Below are 22,189 nucleotides of genomic sequence, written 5' to 3'. Positions count from 1 at the left end.
ATGAATAAAATAATATTTCGAAATTTGATTTATCTGATTGATTATGATCAGTACAAGGACTATGACTACGATTTCCATGTTGGTGTAGCCCAACAAAGAATCCCTTCATCTTTCGATACGTACATACATTTCTACACTATATCTTTTGTAAAGATATAATTCATAATACTTTATGGATTTTTATTTTTGAGAGAGGTCATCGATAAATATATCCACTGTTTGGTTACCGATGTCAGATAGACTGCCTGCTATTTTACAGACTTTCATTACATTTTTGCAGTAAAATCCCCATACCCCTATAAAATAGATTGATTACTCAATCACGTAAATCCCCATTTTCAGATACCGGCTCTACACACCCAGCCGGTATATCTACACATGCACACCCTAACATTGTCAATCGAACAGCAACTTTCGATTTCCCATTCACATGTACTAATTCCCCTTCCAATCCTGCCAATGGTCCCTTGATTACCCGTATTTTTTCCCCCGGAGCTAATGGCGATGTACTCATGCTGATCGTCTCGTCCGAGTAATCAAGCATAAACTTAAATCGCAACATTTGTTGGTCAGGAATGACAGCCGGAGTACTCTCCCCACGTAATACCATGTAACGGCTGATAGCAGATAAAGTCAAGACTTCTTTTTGCTCTTGCAGATCAACGTGAACGAAGATCATCATCGGAAGTAGTACCCGGTCGACAACTTTACGACGGTCGCTCCATTGATGGACTTCTTGTTGAATTGGAAGGAAATTTTCGATCCCCATTTTCGTAAGCCGCTCGCTCGTTTTTTTCTCGTGACAGATACGCACAATGGCTACTAACCAACGTTTTGAGCGTGCTACGCCTCTGCCAATCACATCTGTTGGCAGAAGATCTCGATCGTCATTTTTCTTAATGATCATGTATTTTTACCCCTCATTTTTCCGTTACTTCCTAGGTAACGGATTGAATTCGGTGGCAAAGATAGACAAAATTATAAATAATAAACAAGAAAAATGCTCTCTTTTTACTCACAAATCTCAATACTTTACAGTTCGAATGAAGCAAGCGTCACAATTACTACCATCATCCGCATCTGCAGCACCATTCAAAAAACCTTCAAACCCCATAGTAAAATAGTTTATATCAAAAGCACTTGATTCCTTTACATTTTTTATTTCATTCTTAAGCAATCTGTTACGACAATGATAAATAGCACCAGGACGCTTAAACAAATCATAAAATAACGGCAAATATTTTATATTTCCAGGACTGTCATTCTTTGTATAATAATCAGAACGTCCTGCATAACGTAGCCTTCCGGCTTTATCATTCGGATTACTTTTAGTATCCGGACTTCCTATCCGCCTTCCATAACCTGATTTACCAACCGGGAAAAATATATTCCGTCCATTATTTATATTATATACAAAACATCCACGCATACCCTTCTTGGAAGATTCAGGGTCTTCCCCATGATCATATCCCCAAGCTATTTCTACGGATGATTGCGTTTCTGTAGCACCATCCCCATAAAGCACACCATATCCTTTATTAATATTACTATGAATCAAGGTGGATTCCAAAGTATAAAAATCCTCAATTTTAGCAATACGCTCATTATTTCCTGCAATACTCCATCCTGAGACAAGCTTGTTGTTCGTCAATGACGGCTGAAGCCCTCCCCATGACAACTCTGACTCTGCCGTTTTTCCTTTCTCTAATACTGTGAAATTTCCATCCGGGCCTTCACCAAACCTAAACCCAGCCCGTTCATTATTGGAAGCGAGAATTGCTGTATAGTTGCCACGACGAAATAACGACCCTTCTTCCAAAGGAGAATTTGTGTAGACAGGAACATCATTATCGGCAAAACGATAAACATTAAAAGAAGTCCATGCCGGATTCGTTTCACTCTCCGCATTTCCATCCAAAGTAATAGGTGCATATCCTTGACGTACAAATATAGAATGTTCGCAAGTATAATTGTGATAACGTACACGTACAATGGCACAACGAACTTCAGTATCTTTTATAGTCCCGTTAAACTTTATTTTAAAATCTACCAAATGTTCACTTGCACCTTCTATTCTTTTCGAACTACTATTCACAATCCCTCCGCTCCCTTCAGAAGTTGCTTCCAATGATATAAAGTCATCTCCCCCCTCCATTATTTCCGCTCTCCATGCCCCTTCTGATTTGAAAGTAACATAAGATGCTGCATCGTCTTTTGGTAGGCGCATAAGTGTCACATGGAAATCATCCTTCCTGCCTGCACTACGCCATACTCCCTTCGGATTTTCTACGCGACGTACCTGTATCATATCAAGATAAACCGGCTCTCCCACTTGATTTCCGTTGTCATCCTCTATTGTAAACTTTATCTTCTCTTTACGAGGATATGCTACATACGGATTATTACCTGTAAAACCTGTTTTTGTAACAAGTTCCTTAGCACGAGTATATAATGGAATAGTAAAAATATGTTCACTTCCTTTACTTACTATTGTATATTTGCCATCAATATCATCACCTCCACTACCGTTCTCACTCCACACATATTCTCTTTTCCCCCTATCTTTTCCATCAATCATTCCCTTATAATATTGATAGTTGTAATACGACGCATCAACAGCATCAATTTCCCACGATGCTTTATTCGCCCATTCAGGTTTTTCAACCTTTACAACTGAAGTTTTTCGCAAAGATAAAAAACTGTTCCAAGGACCATCATTATAAATTTCACCCGTATAATAAAAATCGTTAGTAACCCAAGGAAATGCAGTTGTTCCATTTCCCCATGGCTTCCAACCTGTAAATTCCGGATCCACTTCATCATCTTCACCGGAAGGACGGCCTGCAATACCATAACTTTTGGTATTCTTTGCTAAGATTTTTGCCACAAGCTTATACCCTTTTTTCATCTCTCCAACCACTTTTACCGTAGCATTCATGTCTTTATTATAAAGGTATGATATATATTGCGGAGTTGTTACATATATGCCGGGCGGCTCTTTATATTCGATATGCCAGTCGGCATCATTGCCGTAGCCCTTGAATTTAAGAGTCAGTTTATAATGGGTATTCCGTTCGGCATTATAATCCGTTTTTATATCTTTTCCAAGCATAAAGCGAAACTTGATCGGTCCTGCACCCAGATGTTCATTCGAAGCTATACAACGATAATAACCATTCACCTCCACATAGGTACCATAAGGCTTTTCATCTTTCCAACCGGTACCTGGCGTATTTTCATCCGGATTCGGCTTCCATATCGAATGACCACCATCGTTCGACTGATATTTCAACTTCCCTTTCCCCTGCATATTCTCATAGAAAAACAAAGACTTTGCTGTATGGGCATGACGATTGGTTATAATATTGGAATCGCCACCATCTTCTCCAATACCCAAGTAAGGATGCTTTGTTTTACACACATGTTTATAATTCTCCGGAGTAAGCGTTTGGAAATCTACATCAGGGAGTTCTTGAATAATGATAGATTTACCTTCTTCACGCAGTCCGTTCGAAACCGAATAACGTTCAGAACGTCCCCGCATCCTATCATCCCATTCGATTCCCGGATCCATATAATCACTTAACGGATACACTTTGTCCGCATCAGCCTGTCCGGGTGTATTCGGATTGCCTAATGAACAGGTTTTAGGTATATCCTTTATCACAATATTTTCAATATATATCTGCACATTTTCATAAAGATCAGTACCGTCGAACGCAACCGTCACTTTAGAAGCTGCACGACGTAACCAACTATGGAGTTGCACGACAGGAGAATTGATAGTGACAGGTTGGTCATCGCCCGCATTACGATCCGGTTTAAGGCTGAATATACCAAACATTTCACTGTTCTTGGCTATCTCATCCTCCCATGTAAGAGAAATCGCTTTCAGCCCTGCACGAGTCTTTATCGCATCAGAATAATCTCCTAGATCATCCATATTAGCTACAGCATAAATATAGTACCGTCCGCGCTTTATCGAACGAAGTTTAAAAGTGGCCGAACCCGTCTTATCGTCCTCAAACTGACTACCATCTTCATTTTTATCCTCATCAATACGATTGTCTTCCAATTTACAATTCCAATTAGTAACATCCGGATCGGGAGTTTCATCATTATTACGAACTACATAATTATGAACTAATTCACCTGCTTCATTATAAAATAGCATACAAAGCGAATTGATATTCTGAATAGCGTCTCCATCTTCACCACCCGTCTCTTCTTGCACTTCTCCGACACGGGTCTTACCTAATACTGCATTCTCCTGATTAAAATATAAAGATACAGAAATGGCAGCATTTCCTTTGCCTATTTCTTCTGCCATGAAATAATCGTCCCGACAACTCGTCGTCAACACGAATTGCAGCATAAGCAAAGCAAAATAAAATAAAGCTATTGTCTTTCTCATACGACACATCATTTTCAGGTTTAATTGTTAGAATTAGATTCTGGCTTTAGACCAAAATCGGGTTCAAGTTCGACCTCCGCATACGGTACTACCTGTACAGAAACATCTATTTTATCAATGTATGTTTTCGTCACATTGAATTTATAATAATAATTGCGATGGATGTCGAAAGGAGTACCTAACGCCACATCTTTGGGGGCATTGTCGTAATACTTAAAATCAATAATATGTATTTTATCACTCTCGGCAAACTTCAAGTGAATCTCGGCTGCATCCGTAGCTTTATTGCCGTTGAGGAGATTTTGATATTCGGGAATATAAATCACAAAACGACTCCCTTTCGACAGTTCCTCGAACTGTATATTTTTATCATCACTGTCATTCTTTCCGTTCGGCAAATGCAAATCGTCTACATAATCCTTATCATAATCACCTTTTATATAATCGCTTTCCATAAATACATTATCCGGAGCACAATATCCCCGACTGTTGTAACGATGTAGCGTAACAGACTCTAAAGTATAATCGGAAATATCGTCGGACGTTTCGGAAGCGATATAGTTAACTTCTACTTTTGACATCGCACGAAGCATGTGGAGCGTACCTAAATAGGTACAATTATTAGAGTAGAATTTCACATTCTCGAAAAGTTTCACGCCATACATAGGGATGAGACAGTCTTCAGAAAGATGAAACAAAGAAGGAGTAACATACGAATATTGGCTACCCGGACTTGTGCAAATATCTTTGATGGTAGTTTGACCCACAACCATTTCATTGTTTTTGGGATACTCCCTCCAGTTGGCAAGCATTACTACCTTGAATATAGAAGGAAGTGGATTTCTAATGCTACCCACTACATCATAATACTTCGACCGATAGCCGGCATTGCCCACAAGCATAATACCCTCCAACTGAAGCGTAGAAATATATTTATTATCTTTATCAAAGAAAAGGATACTGAAATTCTGATTCTCAAAATCAATGTAGTTTTCAAAATCAGTTTCCATTCCGCTGTCATACCCATCCCGGTCGACTCTTGTCACAGCCCGGGCATCAGAAAGCTCATCAAACGCAATATGAAAACTGACCTGCATAGCCTCCCCTTCTTCTTCCTGCCAATCAGTTGAAAGGTATTCTCTCTCCGAACTGCACGAGAAAAACAAGATACAGAAAGAGAAGAACAAGCAAGAAAGTAACAATATGCTTTTACCTTTTCTCATCATATACATTTTTTAAAGCCCGGTCTTCTGAAGGACAACCTTCCAAGAATTTATATAAATATGAGAATCCACCCAACGATCATCCTCATCGAGGAAGAAAACCATGTTGTATTCATCTTGCCGGTCAAGGTATTCTTGATCGTCCATTGGACGATTGTATTCTCCTTTCACCAACAAGGCATAATCTATCAATGGGATGGAGAATACCGTTTCTCCTTCATCATTCATCACTCGCAGACGGGTATTTTTCCCTTTTACCAGACGCGCCATAGTGAGCTCGGCAATAGCCGCACTGTAAGAAGAAATAGTGCGACTATTTACGTCCTCATCTTCAATCCCTGCCGTTCCCGAATCCGTATGCCAAGCATAGTAAGTCACAGATTCGTCGGGGAGTAATGCGTTGTTCCAATCCATATATCCGTTTTCATCGGTAATGGAAAACGTAAATTTATCCTTATCCACCGGCTCACCGGAAAGATGCTGTAACACGACACGCACATTGTTGGTATTCTTCATGAGCGGCACCACAAATGTGTAAGAACCTTCCACCTCACTGAAAGCCTGGTTCTCTACATAGCCATGGTACAGTCTGTTTAAATCTTCATCAACGTATGCAACATCATCGGCAGTATGTTTACGTTGCAAGATGCATTTCAAGTCTTCTTTCTGCGATGAAACAGGCACAACGAACGAATTGCCTCCTGCCAGCCCACACCACGCTAACAAACTATAATTACCCGGAGCTACGTCTACTTCCATTACATAGCCTTCTTTTGCAAGAGCATCCCCCTGCTCGGAACCTTGCCACACTACATTATTCTGCTCATCAAGAACATAGAGTGTAACCGAAGTTACCTCATGGGCGAAAGCATCTGCAAACTTCATGTTCATGTCATAACGGAACTTCACAAAGTAATGAACAGAGCAATCTCCTTCATCTTCGTAAATTCCATCGCAAGCCGCTATCACCCAAAGAACAGACAGCAGCAAAAGCACCGGTAACTTTGTTATTGTTTTATTTATTTCTTTCATATAAACTAATGTATTCATCGTTTATATACGCCGATTATTTCTCTCGTTATATATATTGTCTACGAACATACATTCGTAGTGAATTTTCATTATTAGGGGGAAAGATATGACTGTCATTCTTTCCAAAGCCGTCCTCTCTTTGTACCGGAACGGAAGTACTTTTTATAGATTCCGGGAGAGCAGTTTTTTAACACTTTCCTCTCCCGAAATACTTATCACATTATACGGGATGGGAAAATTATAAACCTACATTCTGGCTGACAACTTTCCAAGAAAGAATATTGATTGTAGCACCTACGTAATAGTTCTCTTTTTCATCATCTTCGTTCGGAACAATTACTTCATCCGGATCATAAACGCCCTTGCCCAAGTTTTCCAACTTGTTTACTGTAAGTTGATAGTAGTGGTTACGAACAACACCATAGTTAGCTTCGAATGTTTTCACTTTTGCTCCTTCTATTGTTTCAGTTTCGTTATTCAAGTGTTCGATAGGAATGTTATAGTACATCAAACCACCTTTATAACCAATTGCAGGAGATTGGCTTTCAAAGTTTTTAAATGACAAAGCAGTATTTACAATATCAATATCAGTAGTTTCAGCAGGTACCATTGCACTTTCGACCTTTTTATAAAGAGTTGTAATAGCATCCTCTGTGTCCTTAGTAAGCGCAACTTTTACTTTACCATCGCCCATGTTGACCAATTCTACATAAGTATTATTGATTTGCTTGTATTTTTTATCATCAGTAGCATCCTCATCTACACCAGCAACTTTATAGTACAAATTAATCTTTTGTGTATTAAGCACATAATTGAGATATGATTTTTTCAAATAAAGGAGTCCATTAAAACGAACTAAATCATCTTCCAAATCGTTACCGTCCTTGTCACAAATACGAGCTACCAAAATTACACTTGTACGAGCTGCCCGAGATACAGCATAATCAGCCGTATTTGTATTTTCAGCACAATAAGCAACATCCTTATTAATTACCCCATTACAGTTTTCTGCAGAGATGAAATTCAAATAAGTTGAGTTATCTGAATTATGGAATACGGTATTACCATCTTTATCTTTTTCTTCAGTAGCAACATCTGCAGCAGAATTTGCAGAAATCTCATGACCATAAGCAAATGAAGTACCCCAATAACTACGAAAATAGCTGTTTGCATCCCACTCGAACCCTACGTAAGTGTTTTTATCTGCAGGATTTGTATTCTGCCATGCTGTCTTAATACCTTTCAGCAAATAAGAATCTTTTGCTGTAGCATTCAGTCCCCATCCTACAAATTCCACATAAATATCTGTTGCACCAGCTTTAATTTCATCATCAGTTGCATCCTCACCTACACCTGGGAATACAACTTTTCCCTCATCATTTTCTTCACCTGCGATAGAAACATTCAACTTATAAAGAGACACTTTGTCGTCCCCCTTCATATATGAAGAAGCTTCTGTAAGCGTTGTTCTCAAAGCAACTTTTGCAGCCAAACGTTCTACGTATACTTTTACAATTTGAGCGTCCTTCAACTGTTCTGTAGATTTTGCAAAATTTTCTGGGGACAAAGTTGTTACACAATAATATGGAGTACCATCTTCTCTGACGTAACTTGTCGTACTCATGACAAAGTTTTCACCATTTTTATAAACGCCTTCTACACCATTGTTCAACGCCATCAAATTTTTCTGTGCTTCTTCTAACGTAGCTCCTGCCTCAAAATTAGCAGGTGCATTTAATACAGTAAGCATATAGTTCGGAAAATTTGTTTCTGTAAGACCACGCAAAACAACAACTGTCTTACCATCAAATTCAATGTTATCCGGATTTGGAGCATGAATATTTCCGCCATCCCATACATCATTTTTCAACACAAAAGCACCCGTTGCATCATAAAAATAGAATTTGGCATTCTCCACTTTGCCTTCTTTCGTGTTTTCATCAGCAAATTCAAAACCTGTTGAATCATCTTTAGTTGTAGCTCTCGTCAAAGCACCCGCTTCCGAAATTCTCACGTTTATATACGCTTCGCCATTCGGAAAAATAACGGTATTACCATTATCGACATCCGTCACATCTTTACCTTCATCAGAACATGCACATAATGCCATACATGCACAAATTCCCCAAATAAACTTTTTCATTTTCATAATTAAATAATTAATAGTTATAATAAAATTATCTCCTAATATCTTAGTTTTAGTTCTGCCGGCCAATCCTATCATATTAGCAGTCACATCTTTCTTCTAATAATGTTAATGAATTAATAATTTATTTTTCGCTTTCTTTATTTTATCTATCTCAATAAGAATAATCGCGGCTTCCTCTACTCCCATCGCCTTCGCATCGTTCAAGAATCTTCGCGCATCATCATACTCCTCTACTCCAAAAGCATATACCCCACGAGCATATACAGCCTGCGATGAATCTCCTGCTTTGGAAAGATAACGCTTTGCGCTTTCAAAATCCTTACGCTGCATAGCAGAATTCGCCGCATTCAAATTGGCAGTCTCATCATCAGGATACATTCTCACGGCTGTTTCGAATACCTCATTAAACTCTACGCTTCCCGGTTCGTATGTCCGCGCCACGAGATAGAACTCATTGAGACTAAGTTTTTGCGGTTGTGTCCGCATGATGCGTTTGATCTCTTCCACATCACTGAAGCTGCGGATAACATAATCTATGCGATAATCGGTGTGGCGTAAAGCCGGATAGCAGTTTTGTAATAAGAAACGGTATTCTTCCGGATAAGTCTGCTTGATCTTCGTTTCCTTAGCATCCGGTTCCATATCGCTGTCAATCATAGCCAGTATTTCCGTACGATGCGCAAGGTTCGTTTTTTCAACATACCGGCGCAATCCTTCCCAATCCTCCGGCTCATAGGCTGTAGTTATTACACTATCTTTGAAATGATACAACTGATTGATATAATTTTTTAATGCCGCTGTACGGCCTATTGCCAAATCGCGGTTATGAGAGTACGGACTTTCAGGCGAAGCATAACCTTTAAGCCATACTGAAGTGATGGTTATATCTTTATCATTACGGACAGAATCAATAGAAGCCTGAATTCTACCTAACTCGGAAGTATTCCGACGATACTCGGGATATATAACCGTCTTGTCGACCGGGAAATCGATGAAAGCCGAACCGGAAAGCGAACGACTTTTGATTGTTTCCGCCTGCGGGTACACATAGAGTAACTGCGGAGAGAACGGTTCTATTTCGGCATATCCGCCTAACGGTTCGATACATTCTGCCAATAGTGTATTACAACATCCGTAATCGCTACGATAGAGCTCCAGTGCAGAACCGTTCATCCATTTATAATATGGAATAATGGCACGATACGCCACATCTTTGGGTTTGGAATGTGCTCTGAATGTCATCTCTTTCTTACCGGAGAGCATGCTTTCACCATTGCGCACATAATAATAATAACGACGACGCCCATAAACTCCTACCGAAGGAAGCTCCAACGTATCCGTAGGGCACACAAAGCGAGGAGTGAGCAACACTGCTCTATTGCCATCTACGTCAAGAGGAGACAGCCCCATATTCATATCGACTACTATATATTCACCGTTCCGTTCGATTTTAAGACTATCAGTTGTCACCCCAATTGTTTGCTGGGCATTTAGCATGCAACCGGCTCCCAACAATACTGTTATAATAAAAATAGCTCGTTTCATAACTAAACGCTTTTAGAATAAATAAACTAAATTCACTGCCGCTTTAGTAGGACCAAAATAGTTGTGCGGCTTGTTCTCCTCCACCTTCTTTCCACATCCGGCACACCTGAAACGATCATATCGGGTATAGGAATAGCCGATACCTATTTCAGCTTCGATATTCCAATGACGTCCCAAGATCCAGGCATAACCATAAGCGACACCACCGCCAACAAACCATCCTTGATAACGGGTGTCCTTAAGAGTCGAAAAATCTGTACCCAGTAATTTAAAATCAGTGTCAATACCGCCTATATTATATTGTCCACCGTGGAGATGAGCTCCAACAAAATGGCCAGCAAAGCGATCGCAAAACCAGTAACGTACTTCAGGTTGTACCGCCCAGTGTTTCCACCGGCGATTATGTGATAAAGTCCATGCGTTGAAATCTCCGGTAATATCCAATGTCCACCGAGGTGCAAGTCCGACCTCAAGACCGGTATTTACATTCATGAAAACATCGGACAAAACATTGGTCTTTAGTGCCGCTTTCTGCGCATTTATAGTATAAGCCACGCCATTCATGGCTACTATCAGAAAAAAAATCCTTAGTTTCATCATTTATGTGTGTTCCTATGCCAAATAATTGTTACTATTTCTCTTTAAGTATTACCTCAAACAAACAGCAATAAACAAATTAGCATTTACTGATATTCTAAAAAAATATCTCAACCTTAATATTTCCCCCACAAATATGTTTATTCCCTAATTCTATTTGCTTTATGGCTCAATTCAATACTTCTCTTATCAAGAAAAGTACCGACAACGATATTGCCTGATACAGATGCTTCTGAATTATATTGAAGTGCTTTTCCAATTAACATTTTACAAAAAATGCTAATATTTTTTGTTACATAATAAAAAAAGTTGTTTGATATAATACCATGTAGCCTATTTTTTATAATTTTGCATCATATTAATACTTCTCTTGATAAGAAAAGTACCAGTTCAGCAATATATATTCATTTCTTCTTTATTATAAAGAGTTAATAATAAGACTATTAGCATTATCTACAGCTGAAGTATCTAATGATGCAAGATAAATTTTTGTAGTATTCTCCGAGTCATGTCCCATAGCCTCGCAAATAACAGAAATAGAAATATTTTTGCTTCGGGCTATACTGGCCCAAGCATGGCGGGCAACATACGTTGTCAATGTTACATTCAAATTCAATAGTTCTCCGATCATTTTTAATTTCCTGTTTATCAAATGCGCCGCATTTATATATTGTCGCCTTTCATTTTTACCAATATTCTTTATTATCGGTAACAGATAAGGTGTATCTACCGTATTATACTTGTTAACGATCTCTTGCATAGGTTTTTCCCATTTAATAAAAAGCTGCTGATTTGTCTTGTGACGCCGATACGACAAGATGCCATTCCTAATATCTTTCTTTTTAAGAAATGCCATATCTACAAACGACATTCCACGAGTATAAAACGAAAACATAAAGATATCTCTAGCATAATCCATTGAAGATGAAAATCTTAGTTCCAAATCCCTAATCTGACGAATGACCGTCATTGACACAGCACGCTTCATTGTCTTATCAATTCCAGTATACACATGCTTGAACGGACTATGTTGTACCGTCAACCCCTTGTCAACAGCACGGTTATAAATCGCACGCAAATTTCTCATATAATACGAGGAACTGTTAGGGCATACTCCCGTTGATTTTAAAAATGTTTCATACTCAACCATAAAAGCAGAATCCACTCCTTCAATAAGAATATCACCACGACTTCCCATGAAACGTTCTAAACTATTTAAAGTTACCCTATAAGTTTCAGCGGTACGTTCTTTACCTATTTGCTCTAACTGCACAATAAGATTCCGTCCAAATGACAGGAATCCCTCAACGAGAGGTACTTTATAAGCTTTCACTACATCTTCTGAAGTAAAAGCATGCGCCGACTGCTCAAACCGCCGAATAATTTCTTTAAGCCGACATTGATCTTCCAAAATGCATTTTCTTATTGTAACAAGATGGTGTGCACGATCTTCATTATCAGTAAAGGTAATGACTGAAGAAAGCCGATTATCCCATTCCGACGGAAAAATCTTGTAACATGTACCTATTCGCTTCACAACTCTATTATGAGTCACTTGATAAAATAAAGTCCCCTCTTTTTCACAAACAGAGGAAGGATGAAATTTCACTTTTACTGTTGCCATATAAGTTATATTTTAAATTATAATTAGTGATATAACAAATATATGGATCAAAAAAAAGACTGAATAACATTTTACTGTTAAACAGCCTCTTCTATTTCTTTTGGGAAATTTTAAATTTCTTACCACTTATAATTGATACCGAAGCTAAGCAATTCTTTCAACTGGAAGAAGCTGTCTCCTTCAGTCGGTTTCGAGCTGTCGTCAAAACGGGTATGTATATAGAGCTTGGTAGAAAGATAACGGTTTAATACGAAATTGAATGTGTTTTCCCATTCTACACGTGCCCAATGGTAGTTGGTCAGGTAATTGAGACGAGACTCTAAAGTTACTGCAGAAATGATGGTCCAGTTCAATGTCGATTGCAACTGGGAACCGAAGTCATTTTTAGAGCATTTTCCTTTGTCTAAGCCAAACTTAGTTTCATTCACTTCAGAATCACCTATATAACGCAAGTTATAAGTCAACGGTGCCATAAACACGGAAAGATTAAATTTCTTCTTACTCAATTTATAATCCATACCGACACTGACTGCCAAATCTGCCGGAGACATGAAAGACGAAACCAATTCTTCACTATTAGCTTTATAACCGTTGAAGAACTGTGTCTTAAACTCGGAAGAAATGGTATAGTACCAATTCTTGAAAGCCCTCAAACCTAATTTATTATATAAGCGGAATTGGTCGGTGTTAAAAAGATATTTATGATATTCATCTGACGGAGTGGAGGTCATACCCACTTTAGCTTCCAGTTGATTCTCAAACAGGACTTTTTCATTATCATTATAGTTGGCAAAAATCTGAAAAGTCGCTAATCCGGAGAAGTTACTTTCACCTCCCTTATACCAGTTATCCGAAAGGTGGTTCTGACTGATCTGCAACGATCCGTTACCTCCGGTCACCCACCAGTTAGGCCTGCTAATCTTCATATTGGCCTTTCCTACATTATCATCCATGTTTTCCGGTTGGAACAGATGAATAACGTTTGCTTTGGGAGATATTTTCGGCTTCACATCATGACGGAACACGTCACGACTCATGATACGATCCTCCGTAGTGACAACTAATTCCGGACGCTCCAAATAAAGATCCATCAACGCGCTGTTGACTATCTTCCCGGCACGTTGAGTTTTGGTAAATACCAGGGTATCGTATGGCAAAAGCTCTTGCGTCAGTTGAGGAGTGGTATCCAATTGCATGGGTTTCCATTCCAGCTTCGAGTATTGAGCCATCGGAGCATAATAATATGCCAAAGGTGTAAACAGACGAAAATAATCGGGATCGGACGGAATATAACGTGGCGGCACAGACAAATCATTCAAATAATCCAATTGCGCAACATACCTATTATATAAATAAGAAACAGTATCCAATTTCGGAGTCGGACCTGACAGATTAAGTTTTAGCATTAAATATTTCTGAAGCTCTGCCGAAAGCGTATCGGCTTTCACAACTCTGGCCTTTGCCACAACTGCCGAAGGTTTGACCGTTTTAGCTGGTTTAATCACTTCAGGGGCAGGCTGCAGAGAGTCAGTCGGAAGTGAAGCAGCCTCGACTGGTTCCTGCGCAAAAAGCGATAACGATAAGATTGACAGGATAAACGCTGAACATAAAGTAGTAATTCTCATCATATTTGTCTATGGTTTAGGCTGCAAAGCTACATTATTTTGTTCAGAAATCATAGGATTCTTTCAAAATTGCATTTTTTAATAAAATTGTAGAGACGAAAGTCTGCAATCTTCCTCTTTTTTTTATAATTTTGCGCTTTTTAAGTTCGTAAGATTACTACTAAGTAAACAATTATTAAAACAGTTATAGCTGTGGGAGAAACAAAGTATATTTTCGTCACCGGTGGTGTTGCCTCTTCATTAGGAAAAGGGATCATCTCATCATCCATCGGTAAGTTGCTGCAAGCAAGAGGTTATAATGTAACCATTCAGAAGTTTGACCCGTATATCAACATCGACCCGGGAACATTGAATCCATACGAGCACGGAGAGTGCTATGTAACCGTAGACGGACACGAAGCCGACCTCGACCTGGGACACTATGAGCGATTCCTGGGTATACAAACGACAAAGGCGAACAACATTACTACGGGACGTATCTACAAGAGCGTCATTGACAAAGAACGTCGTGGAGACTATCTGGGTAAAACGATCCAGGTGATTCCTCACATCACAGACGAGATCAAACGGAATGTAAAACTGCTTGGTAATAAATACAAGTTTGATTTTGTAATCACTGAAATCGGTGGTACGGTAGGTGACATCGAGTCACTCCCCTACCTCGAAAGTATCCGTCAGTTGAAATGGGAACTCGGAAAGAACGCTCTTTGTGTACACTTGACTTATGTTCCTTACCTTGCTGCTGCCGGAGAGTTGAAAACAAAACCGACGCAACATTCTGTAAAGGAGCTCCAAAGTGTGGGTATCCAGCCGGATGTACTGGTATTGCGTGCCGAACATCCGCTAAGTGACGGACTGCGCAAGAAAGTGGCACAATTCTGTAATGTAGATGATAAAGCCGTTGTGCAGTCTATCGATGCAGAAACAATTTACGAAGTACCTATCCTGATGCAGGCGCAAGGACTGGACAGCACTATCCTTGAAAAGATGGGACTGCCGGTAGGAGAAACTCCGGGATTAGGCCCATGGCGTAAATTCCTGGAACGTCGTCACGCTGCAGAGACAAAAGAACCGATCAATATTGCACTGGTTGGAAAATACGATTTGCAGGATGCTTATAAGTCTATCCGCGAAGCTTTATCGCAGGCAGGTACTTACAATGACCGCAAAGTGGAAGTTCATTTCGTAAACAGTGAGAAACTGACAGACGAAAATGTAGGTGAAGCTTTGAAAGGCATGGCAGGTGTTATGATCGGTCCGGGATTCGGCCAACGGGGTATTGACGGCAAGTTTGTCGCTATCAAATATACACGTACGCATGACATTCCGACTTTCGGTATTTGTCTGGGTATGCAATGCATCGCCATCGAATTTGCACGCAACGTACTGGGATACGCTGATGCCAACTCACGTGAAATGGATGAAAAGACTCCGCACAACGTGATTGATATCATGGAAGAACAGAAAGCAATCACTAACATGGGTGGTACGATGCGTCTGGGTGCTTACGAATGTGTATTGCAGAAAGGTTCGAAAGCATATCAGGCTTACGGACAAGAACATATTCAGGAACGTCACCGTCATCGCTATGAGTTCAACAATGACTATAAAGACCGATATGAAGCTGCCGGCATGAAATGTGTAGGTATCAACCCGGAATCGGATTTGGTAGAAATCGTTGAAATCCCGGCTTTGAAATGGTTTGTCGGTACACAATTCCATCCGGAATATGGCAGTACGGTACTGAATCCTCATCCGTTGTTCGTGGCATTCGTGAAGGCTGCCATCGAAAACGAAAAAACAACGGCAAAAGGCTAACGATACACGGTAAACGACCGGTAGTTTGTAATTTTATAATTTGTAATTAAAATAAGAATGGATAAAAACACCATCACAGGTCTCGTTCTAATAGGCATATTATTGGTAGGATTCAGCTTTTTGAGTCGTCCAAGCGAGGAACAGATAGCTGCACAAAAAAGATACTATGATTCTATTGCCGTAGTACAGCAGCAGGAGGAAGCGCTGAAGGCGAAAACGGAAGCTGCGCTGGCTAACAGCCAAAAAGAGGTTGCATCGGCTGCCGATTCTTCTGCTTTGTTTTTCAATGCCTTACATGGGACCGATTCTAAAATCAGCATCCAGAATAATGTAGCGGAAATTACTTTCGCAACAAAAGGCGGACGTGTCTATTCAGCCATGCTGAAGGATTATATGGCACAGGACAAAAAGACACCAATTATGTTGTTCGACGGTGACGATGCTTCGATGAACTTCAACTTCTACAACAAAGCAGGAGCCATCCAGACCAAAGATTATTTCTTTGAAGCTGTAAACAAGACGGATAGTAGTGTTACCATGCGTCTGGCTGCGGATAGCGCAAGCTATATCGATTTCATCTATACGCTGAAACCGGATAGCTACCTGATGAACTTTGAAATCAAAGCGACAGGCATGGAAAACAAGTTGGCAAGCACCAAGTATGTGGACATCGACTGGTCACAACGTGCCCGCCAACTGGAAAAAGGATTCACTTATGAGAATCGTCTGTCGGAACTGACTTATAAAGTAACAGGTGACAATGTGGACAACTTATCTGCTGCCAAAGATGACAGTCAGGATTTGCCGGGACGCATTGATTGGGTAGCTTTCAAGAATCAGTTCTTCTCGTCTGTATTTATTGCTGAACAGGATTTCGACAAGGTTTCCGTAAAGTCAAAAATGGAGCAGCAAGGAAGCGGATATATCAAAGATTATTCTGCTGAAATGAATACTTTCTTTGATCCGACAGGCAAAGAACCGACAGAGATGTATTTCTATTTCGGTCCGAACCACTTTAAGACGCTGAAAGCGCTGGATAAAGGCCGCGACGAGAAATGGGAACTTCACAGACTGGTTTATCTGGGCTGGCCGTTGATTCGCTGGATTAACCAGTTTATCACAATCAACGTATTCGACTGGTTATCCGGTTGGGGATTGAGCATGGGTATCGTACTGTTGATTCTGACCATCATGGTGAAAGTCGTGGTTTATCCGGCTACCTGGAAAACGTACATGTCTTCTGCCAAGATGCGTGTATTGAAACCGAAAATTGACGAAATCAGCAAGAAATATCCGAAGCAGGAAGATGCAATGAAGAAACAGCAGGAGGTGATGGGTCTTTACAGCCAGTACGGGGTAAGCCCGATGGGCGGCTGTCTGCCGATGTTATTGCAGTTCCCTATCTTGATGGCTTTGTTTATGTTCGTGCCGAGTGCTATCGAGCTGCGTCAACAGAGTTTCTTGTGGGCGGACGACCTTTCTACTTATGACGCTATCATCACATTCCCATTCCATATTCCGTTCCTGGGCAACCACCTTAGCTTGTTCTGCTTGCTGATGACGGTGACAAACATCTTGAACACGAAGTACACGATGTCTATGCAGGATACCGGAGCGCAACCACAAATGGCGGCAATGAAATGGATGATGTATCTGATGCCGATTATGTTCTTGTTTGTCTTGAACGACTATCCGTCAGGTTTGAACTATTACTATTTTGTGTCAACGCTGATTAGCGTGGGTACTATGATTCTGCTTCGTAAAACGACCGACGAAACTAAATTGCTGGCTATTCTTGAAGCGAAAAAGAAGGACCCGAAACAAATGAAAAAGACCGGATTTGCTGCTCGCCTGGAAGCGATGCAAAAGCAACAAGAGCTACTGCAGCAGCAAAGACAGAATAAAAAATAAGGAATTATTCCTGAATCATATTCTAAGAAAGCCGGACACCCTATTTTGGTTGCCCGGCTTTCTTTCTCTAAACAATATAATAAGATGAAAACTAAATATTCGTATAAACAAATCTGGACGATCACCTTCCCTATCCTGATCAGTCTGATTATGGAGCAAATGATCGGCATGACGGACACGGCCTTTCTGGGACGTGTAGGAGAAATCGAGCTGGGTGCTTCTGCTATCGCAGGGGTATATTATCTCGCCATCTTTATGATGGCATTCGGTTTCAGCATCGGCGCACAGATCTTAATCGCCCGCCGCAACGGAGAAGGAAACTACAAGGAAATCGGACCGATTTTCTATCAGGGCATTTATTTCCTGCTTGCCATGGCAGTGATTTTATTCACATTCTCCATCGTATTTTCACCATATATCTTAAAGAATATCATTTCGTCTCCTCACATTTACGATGCAGCCGAAAGTTATATTCACTGGCGTGTGTATGGGTTCTTCTTCTCTTTTGTCATGGTCATGTTCCGCGCCTTCTTTGTAGGTACGACACAAACCAAAACACTGACGCTGAACTCTATCGTAATGGTGCTTTCGAATGTGGTATTCAACTATATCCTGATCTTCGGTAAATTCGGCTTCCCGCAACTGGGAATTGCCGGTGCTGCCATCGGTTCGTCACTGGCCGAAATGGTATCGGTGATTTTCTTCATCATCTATACCTGGAAACGAATTGACTGCAAGAAATATGCGTTGAACATATTGCCCAAATTCCATGGAAAAACACTGAAACGCATACTGAATGTTTCTGTGTGGACAATGATTCAGAATTTCGTTTCTTTGTCTACCTGGTTCATGTTCTTCCTGTTTGTGGAACATTTGGGAGAGCGGTCATTGGCGATTGCCAACATCATCCGCAATGTGTCGGGGATACCGTTTATGATTGCAATGGCATTTGCTTCCACCTGCGGTTCACTGGTAAGTAACCTGATCGGTGCAGGCGAACAGGATTGTGTACGGGGAACTATCAAGCAGCATATCCGTATCGGATATATCTTTGTATTGCCGATCCTGGTATTTTTCTGCTTATTCCCGGATCTGATTCTGCGCATTTATACAGACATCCCGGATTTAAGGGCGGCATCCGTACCTTCACTGTGGGTACTATGTTCTGCCTATCTGGTGCTGGTGCCTGCCAATGTGTATTTCCAATCGGTATCAGGAACAGGAAATACGCGGACTGCATTGGCTATGGAACTTTGTGTACTGGCTATCTATGTCACCTACTCGGCATATTTCATTATGTACCTGCAGATGGACGTCGCTTTTGCCTGGACGACGGAATGTGTGTACGGTACTTTTATACTATTGTTCTGCTACTGGTATATGAAGAAAGGAAACTGGCAGAAAAAGAAGATTTAAATCCTTTTTTCACTATCTTCGCAAGAAAATAAACATTTTATAAAATATATGAGACAAGCTAATTTATTTATGATGTCGGCAGCAATGTTGTTAGCTGCCTGCGGAGGAACCAAAGACGCAGGCAAAACAGATCAGGTGCTTATCGAGAAATCGGATATTAAGATCGAAGGGAAGCGCATGACTCCCGAAGCACTTTGGGCTATGGGACGTATCGGCGGATTCGCCGTATCGCCCGACGGAAAGAAAATTGCGTATACGGTAGCGTATTACAGTGTACCGGAAAACAAGAGTAACCGCGAAGTTTTCGTGATGAACGCAAACGGAAGCGAAAACCAGCAAATCACTCATACCCCGTATCAGGAAAATGAAGTGACATGGATTAAAGGAGGCACCAAACTTGCATTCTTAAGTAATGACAACGGAAGCAGCCAGCTCTATGAAATGAACCCGGATGGTAGCGGACGCAAGCAATTGACCAACTACGACGGAGACATCGAAGGTTATTCCATTTCACCGGATGGCAAAAAGCTGCTGTTTATTTCACAAGTAAAGACGAAAGAAAGCACTGCTGATAAATATCCGGACCTGCCGAAAGCCACAGGTATCATCGTGACCGATCTGATGTACAAACATTGGGATGAATGGGTAACGACAGCTCCACATCCTTTTATTGCCGACTTCGACGGTAACGGTATTTCCAATATCGTGGATATCCTGAACGGAGAACCGTATGAAAGTCCGATGAAACCCTGGGGTGGCATTGAGCAACTTGCCTGGAATACTACTTCGGACAAAGTGGCTTACACTTGCCGTAAAAAGACAGGATTGGAATATGCGATTTCTACCAATTCGGATATTTATGTCTATGACCTGAATACTAAGAAAACAGAGAACATCACCGAAGAGAATAAGGGATATGATACCAATCCGCAATACTCTCCGGACGGCAAATATATCGCCTGGCAGAGTATGGAACGTGACGGTTACGAAGCCGACTTAAACCGTCTGTTCATCATGAATTTGGAAACCGGTGAGAAACGTTTTGTGAGCAAGGCGTTCGAATCGAATGTAGACGCTTTTGTATGGGGAGCAGATGCAAAGATGATTTATTTCACCGGTGTATGGCACGGAGAATCGCAGATTTATGCGCTGGATTTGGCCAATGATTCGGTAAAGGCAATCACTTCAGGAATGTACGATTATGAAAGTGTAGCTCTTTTCGGGGATAAACTGATCGCCAAACGTCATTCAATGAGCATGGGCGATGAAATTTACACTGTGGCACTGGATGGCTCTACTACTCAACTGACGCAGGAAAACAAGCAGATCTATGACCAGTTGGAAATGGGTAAAGTGGAAGGTCGCTGGATGAAAACAACAGATGGCAAACAGATGTTGACATGGGTAATCTATCCTCCGCAGTTTGATCCGAACAAGAAATATCCGACTTTGCTGTTCTGTGAAGGAGGTCCGCAAAGTCCGGTAAGCCAGTTCTGGTCTTATCGCTGGAACTTCCAGATTATGGCAGCCAATGATTATATCATTGTTGCTCCGAATCGTCGCGGCTTGCCGGGATTTGGCGTGGAATGGAACGAACAGATCAGTGGTGACTACGGTGGCCAGTGTATGAAAGATTATTTCACTGCTATCGATGAAATGGCAAAAGAACCGTATGTAGACAAAGATCGCTTGGGATGTGTAGGTGCCAGCTTCGGAGGATTCTCTGTATACTGGTTGGCGGGACATCATGACAAACGATTCAAAGCCTTCATCGCCCACGACGGTATCTTCAATATGGAAATGCAATATCTGGAAACTGAAGAAAAATGGTTTGCCAACTGGGATATGGGAGGCGCATACTGGGAAAAACAAAACCCGGTGGCACAACGTACGTTTGCCAACTCTCCTCACCTATTCGTGGAGAAATGGGATACGCCTATCCTCTGTATTCATGGAGAAAAAGACTACCGTATTCTGGCTAATCAGGCAATGGCTGCTTTCGATGCTGCCGTGATGCGTGGTGTTCCTGCAGAGTTGCTGATTTATCCGGATGAAAACCACTGGGTATTGAAACCGCAGAATGGAGTTTTATGGCAACGCACATTCTTTGAATGGTTGGATAAATGGGTGAAGAAAGCTCCATCTAAGTAAAATTTTAAAGCACGGATTATACGAATCTCACGGTCATTTGATTCACTAAAACTGCATATTTCATATAATCTGTGCTTAACGACTTTCCAATAAAGTAAAATAAAAGAAGGCTCTGTTCTCAATCTACTTGAGTTCAGAGCCTTCTCCATTGCATCCATCATAAATCGGCTAAATCTTACTCCGAATAAATATTTTCAATTTCTACAATATACATCTTGTGGAAACCACCATGAGCACCACCGTACCACTTTTCCAATGATTCCTTATCCAGAAAACATTCCGGTTTGATACCGTCAGCATAAAGCTTCTTACACTCCAGGCTCAATCGTGCCTGCTCGAACAACACATTGCCATTTTCTGTAAACACTGGCTTCAATCCGGTCTCTTTTACTTTATCTATATTACGTCCCGACTTAGAACCACAAATAGCGTGAATCTTCTTATTTTCTGCCCCTAAGAAAGAAAGAGTCAGGTGATCGTTCTTCTCTACAAATTCATACGTATACCGTTCGGGACGGATAAAAACGAAAGCAACAGGCTTGTTCCACAGCCAACCGATGCCACCCCAACTTGCTGTCATCGTGTTAAACTTCTCTTTTGTTCCGGCCGTAACCAGCATCCACTCTTTTCCAATCGCTTCGAAAAAGTTTTCTTTCAGGTCTTTTACTTCTAATTTCTTCATCT

At 40.8% G+C, this 22,189-nt stretch carries 14 protein-coding genes; 4 read left to right on the top strand and 10 right to left on the bottom strand.

Translation table 11 applies throughout. The features are described 5' to 3' along the window. Positions 1 to 316: 316 nt before the first annotated feature. The 9 genes from HMPREF9009_RS15060 to HMPREF9009_RS15020 all read right to left on the bottom strand — a co-directional run bounded on the left by HMPREF9009_RS15060 (position 317) and on the right by HMPREF9009_RS15020 (position 14,212). Positions 317 to 907: a UpxY family transcription antiterminator gene (locus tag HMPREF9009_RS15060; protein WP_049702589.1), complete on the bottom strand. Its 591-nt coding sequence runs from the start codon at positions 905 to 907 to the stop codon at positions 317 to 319. Positions 908 to 1,024: 117 nt separating this feature from the next. After that, positions 1,025 to 4,414 carry a hypothetical protein gene (locus HMPREF9009_RS15055; RefSeq protein WP_032811777.1) on the bottom strand — a complete coding sequence of 1,130 codons (3,390 nt, stop codon included), beginning with the start codon at positions 4,412 to 4,414 and terminating at the stop codon, positions 1,025 to 1,027. Positions 4,415 to 4,434: 20 nt separating this feature from the next. Then, the gene (locus HMPREF9009_RS15050; RefSeq protein ID WP_151921881.1) at positions 4,435 to 5,637 is read right to left on the bottom strand and encodes a hypothetical protein; all 1,203 of its coding nucleotides are present in this window, start codon (positions 5,635 to 5,637) and stop codon (positions 4,435 to 4,437) included. Positions 5,638 to 5,649: 12 nt separating this feature from the next. Next, complete coding sequence (locus HMPREF9009_RS15045; protein ID WP_008022772.1) at positions 5,650 to 6,687, bottom strand: FimB/Mfa2 family fimbrial subunit; 1,038 nt, start codon at positions 6,685 to 6,687, stop codon at positions 5,650 to 5,652. Positions 6,688 to 6,907: 220 nt separating this feature from the next. After that, positions 6,908 to 8,818 carry an Mfa1 family fimbria major subunit gene (locus HMPREF9009_RS15040; RefSeq protein WP_157462239.1) on the bottom strand — a complete coding sequence of 637 codons (1,911 nt, stop codon included), beginning with the start codon at positions 8,816 to 8,818 and terminating at the stop codon, positions 6,908 to 6,910. A gap of 105 nt (positions 8,819 to 8,923) precedes the next feature. Next, entirely contained in the window at positions 8,924 to 10,363 is a 1,440-nt protein-coding gene (locus HMPREF9009_RS15035) for a tetratricopeptide repeat protein (RefSeq protein WP_053095311.1), read from the bottom strand. A gap of 12 nt (positions 10,364 to 10,375) precedes the next feature. Next, the gene (locus tag HMPREF9009_RS15030; protein ID WP_008022777.1) at positions 10,376 to 10,960 is read right to left on the bottom strand and encodes a DUF3575 domain-containing protein; all 585 of its coding nucleotides are present in this window, start codon (positions 10,958 to 10,960) and stop codon (positions 10,376 to 10,378) included. Between the two features lie 418 nt (positions 10,961 to 11,378). Further along, positions 11,379 to 12,584, bottom strand: a complete 1,206-nt coding sequence (locus tag HMPREF9009_RS15025; RefSeq protein WP_008022779.1) for a tyrosine-type recombinase/integrase — start codon at positions 12,582 to 12,584, stop codon at positions 11,379 to 11,381. A gap of 119 nt (positions 12,585 to 12,703) precedes the next feature. Then, positions 12,704 to 14,212 carry a DUF3078 domain-containing protein gene (locus HMPREF9009_RS15020; RefSeq protein ID WP_049702587.1) on the bottom strand — a complete coding sequence of 503 codons (1,509 nt, stop codon included), beginning with the start codon at positions 14,210 to 14,212 and terminating at the stop codon, positions 12,704 to 12,706. Between the two features lie 189 nt (positions 14,213 to 14,401). On the opposite strand from HMPREF9009_RS15020, the gene HMPREF9009_RS15015 reads away from it, so the two are divergent. The 4 genes from HMPREF9009_RS15015 to HMPREF9009_RS15000 all read left to right on the top strand — a co-directional run bounded on the left by HMPREF9009_RS15015 (position 14,402) and on the right by HMPREF9009_RS15000 (position 21,505). Beyond that, complete coding sequence (locus tag HMPREF9009_RS15015; RefSeq protein WP_004317909.1) at positions 14,402 to 16,027, top strand: CTP synthase; 1,626 nt, start codon at positions 14,402 to 14,404, stop codon at positions 16,025 to 16,027. Between the two features lie 57 nt (positions 16,028 to 16,084). Further along, on the top strand, positions 16,085 to 17,938 hold the full coding sequence (yidC, locus tag HMPREF9009_RS15010; protein WP_008022783.1) for a membrane protein insertase YidC: 1,854 nt from the start codon (positions 16,085 to 16,087) through the stop codon (positions 17,936 to 17,938). A gap of 84 nt (positions 17,939 to 18,022) precedes the next feature. Further along, complete coding sequence (gene bexA / locus HMPREF9009_RS15005; protein ID WP_008022784.1) at positions 18,023 to 19,354, top strand: multidrug efflux MATE transporter BexA; 1,332 nt, start codon at positions 18,023 to 18,025, stop codon at positions 19,352 to 19,354. A gap of 48 nt (positions 19,355 to 19,402) precedes the next feature. Next, entirely contained in the window at positions 19,403 to 21,505 is a 2,103-nt protein-coding gene (locus HMPREF9009_RS15000) for a dipeptidyl-peptidase Dpp5 (protein WP_049702586.1), read from the top strand. Between the two features lie 175 nt (positions 21,506 to 21,680). On the opposite strand, the gene HMPREF9009_RS14995 is transcribed toward HMPREF9009_RS15000, so the two are convergent. After that, positions 21,681 to 22,187 (bottom strand): flavin reductase family protein, encoded by a 507-nt coding sequence (locus HMPREF9009_RS14995; protein ID WP_008022792.1) that lies wholly within the window; start codon positions 22,185 to 22,187, stop codon positions 21,681 to 21,683. Positions 22,188 to 22,189: the final 2 nt, after the last annotated feature.

The organism is Bacteroides sp. 3_1_13 (assembly GCF_001185845.1).
Lineage (GTDB): Bacteria > Bacteroidota > Bacteroidia > Bacteroidales > Bacteroidaceae > Bacteroides > Bacteroides xylanisolvens.
The sequence above is the reverse complement of the archived record's forward strand: the minus strand, read 5'-3'. Positions and strand labels throughout refer to the sequence as shown.

Coding starts and splice junctions, on each gene's coding strand:
- bexA (WP_008022784.1), top strand. CDS start 18,023: ATGAAAACTAAATATTCGTATAAACAAATCTGGACGATCACCTTCCCT.
- HMPREF9009_RS15045 (WP_008022772.1), bottom strand. CDS start 6,687: ATGAATACATTAGTTTATATGAAAGAAATAAATAAAACAATAACAAAG.
- HMPREF9009_RS14995 (WP_008022792.1), bottom strand. CDS start 22,187: ATGAAGAAATTAGAAGTAAAAGACCTGAAAGAAAACTTTTTCGAAGCG.
- HMPREF9009_RS15050 (WP_151921881.1), bottom strand. CDS start 5,637: ATGAGAAAAGGTAAAAGCATATTGTTACTTTCTTGCTTGTTCTTCTCT.
- HMPREF9009_RS15000 (WP_049702586.1), top strand. CDS start 19,403: ATGAGACAAGCTAATTTATTTATGATGTCGGCAGCAATGTTGTTAGCT.
- HMPREF9009_RS15040 (WP_157462239.1), bottom strand. CDS start 8,818: ATGAAAATGAAAAAGTTTATTTGGGGAATTTGTGCATGTATGGCATTA.
- HMPREF9009_RS15025 (WP_008022779.1), bottom strand. CDS start 12,584: ATGGCAACAGTAAAAGTGAAATTTCATCCTTCCTCTGTTTGTGAAAAA.
- HMPREF9009_RS15030 (WP_008022777.1), bottom strand. CDS start 10,960: ATGAAACTAAGGATTTTTTTTCTGATAGTAGCCATGAATGGCGTGGCT.
- HMPREF9009_RS15060 (WP_049702589.1), bottom strand. CDS start 907: ATGATCATTAAGAAAAATGACGATCGAGATCTTCTGCCAACAGATGTG.
- HMPREF9009_RS15035 (WP_053095311.1), bottom strand. CDS start 10,363: ATGAAACGAGCTATTTTTATTATAACAGTATTGTTGGGAGCCGGTTGC.
- HMPREF9009_RS15020 (WP_049702587.1), bottom strand. CDS start 14,212: ATGATGAGAATTACTACTTTATGTTCAGCGTTTATCCTGTCAATCTTA.
- HMPREF9009_RS15055 (WP_032811777.1), bottom strand. CDS start 4,414: ATGAGAAAGACAATAGCTTTATTTTATTTTGCTTTGCTTATGCTGCAA.
- yidC (WP_008022783.1), top strand. CDS start 16,085: ATGGATAAAAACACCATCACAGGTCTCGTTCTAATAGGCATATTATTG.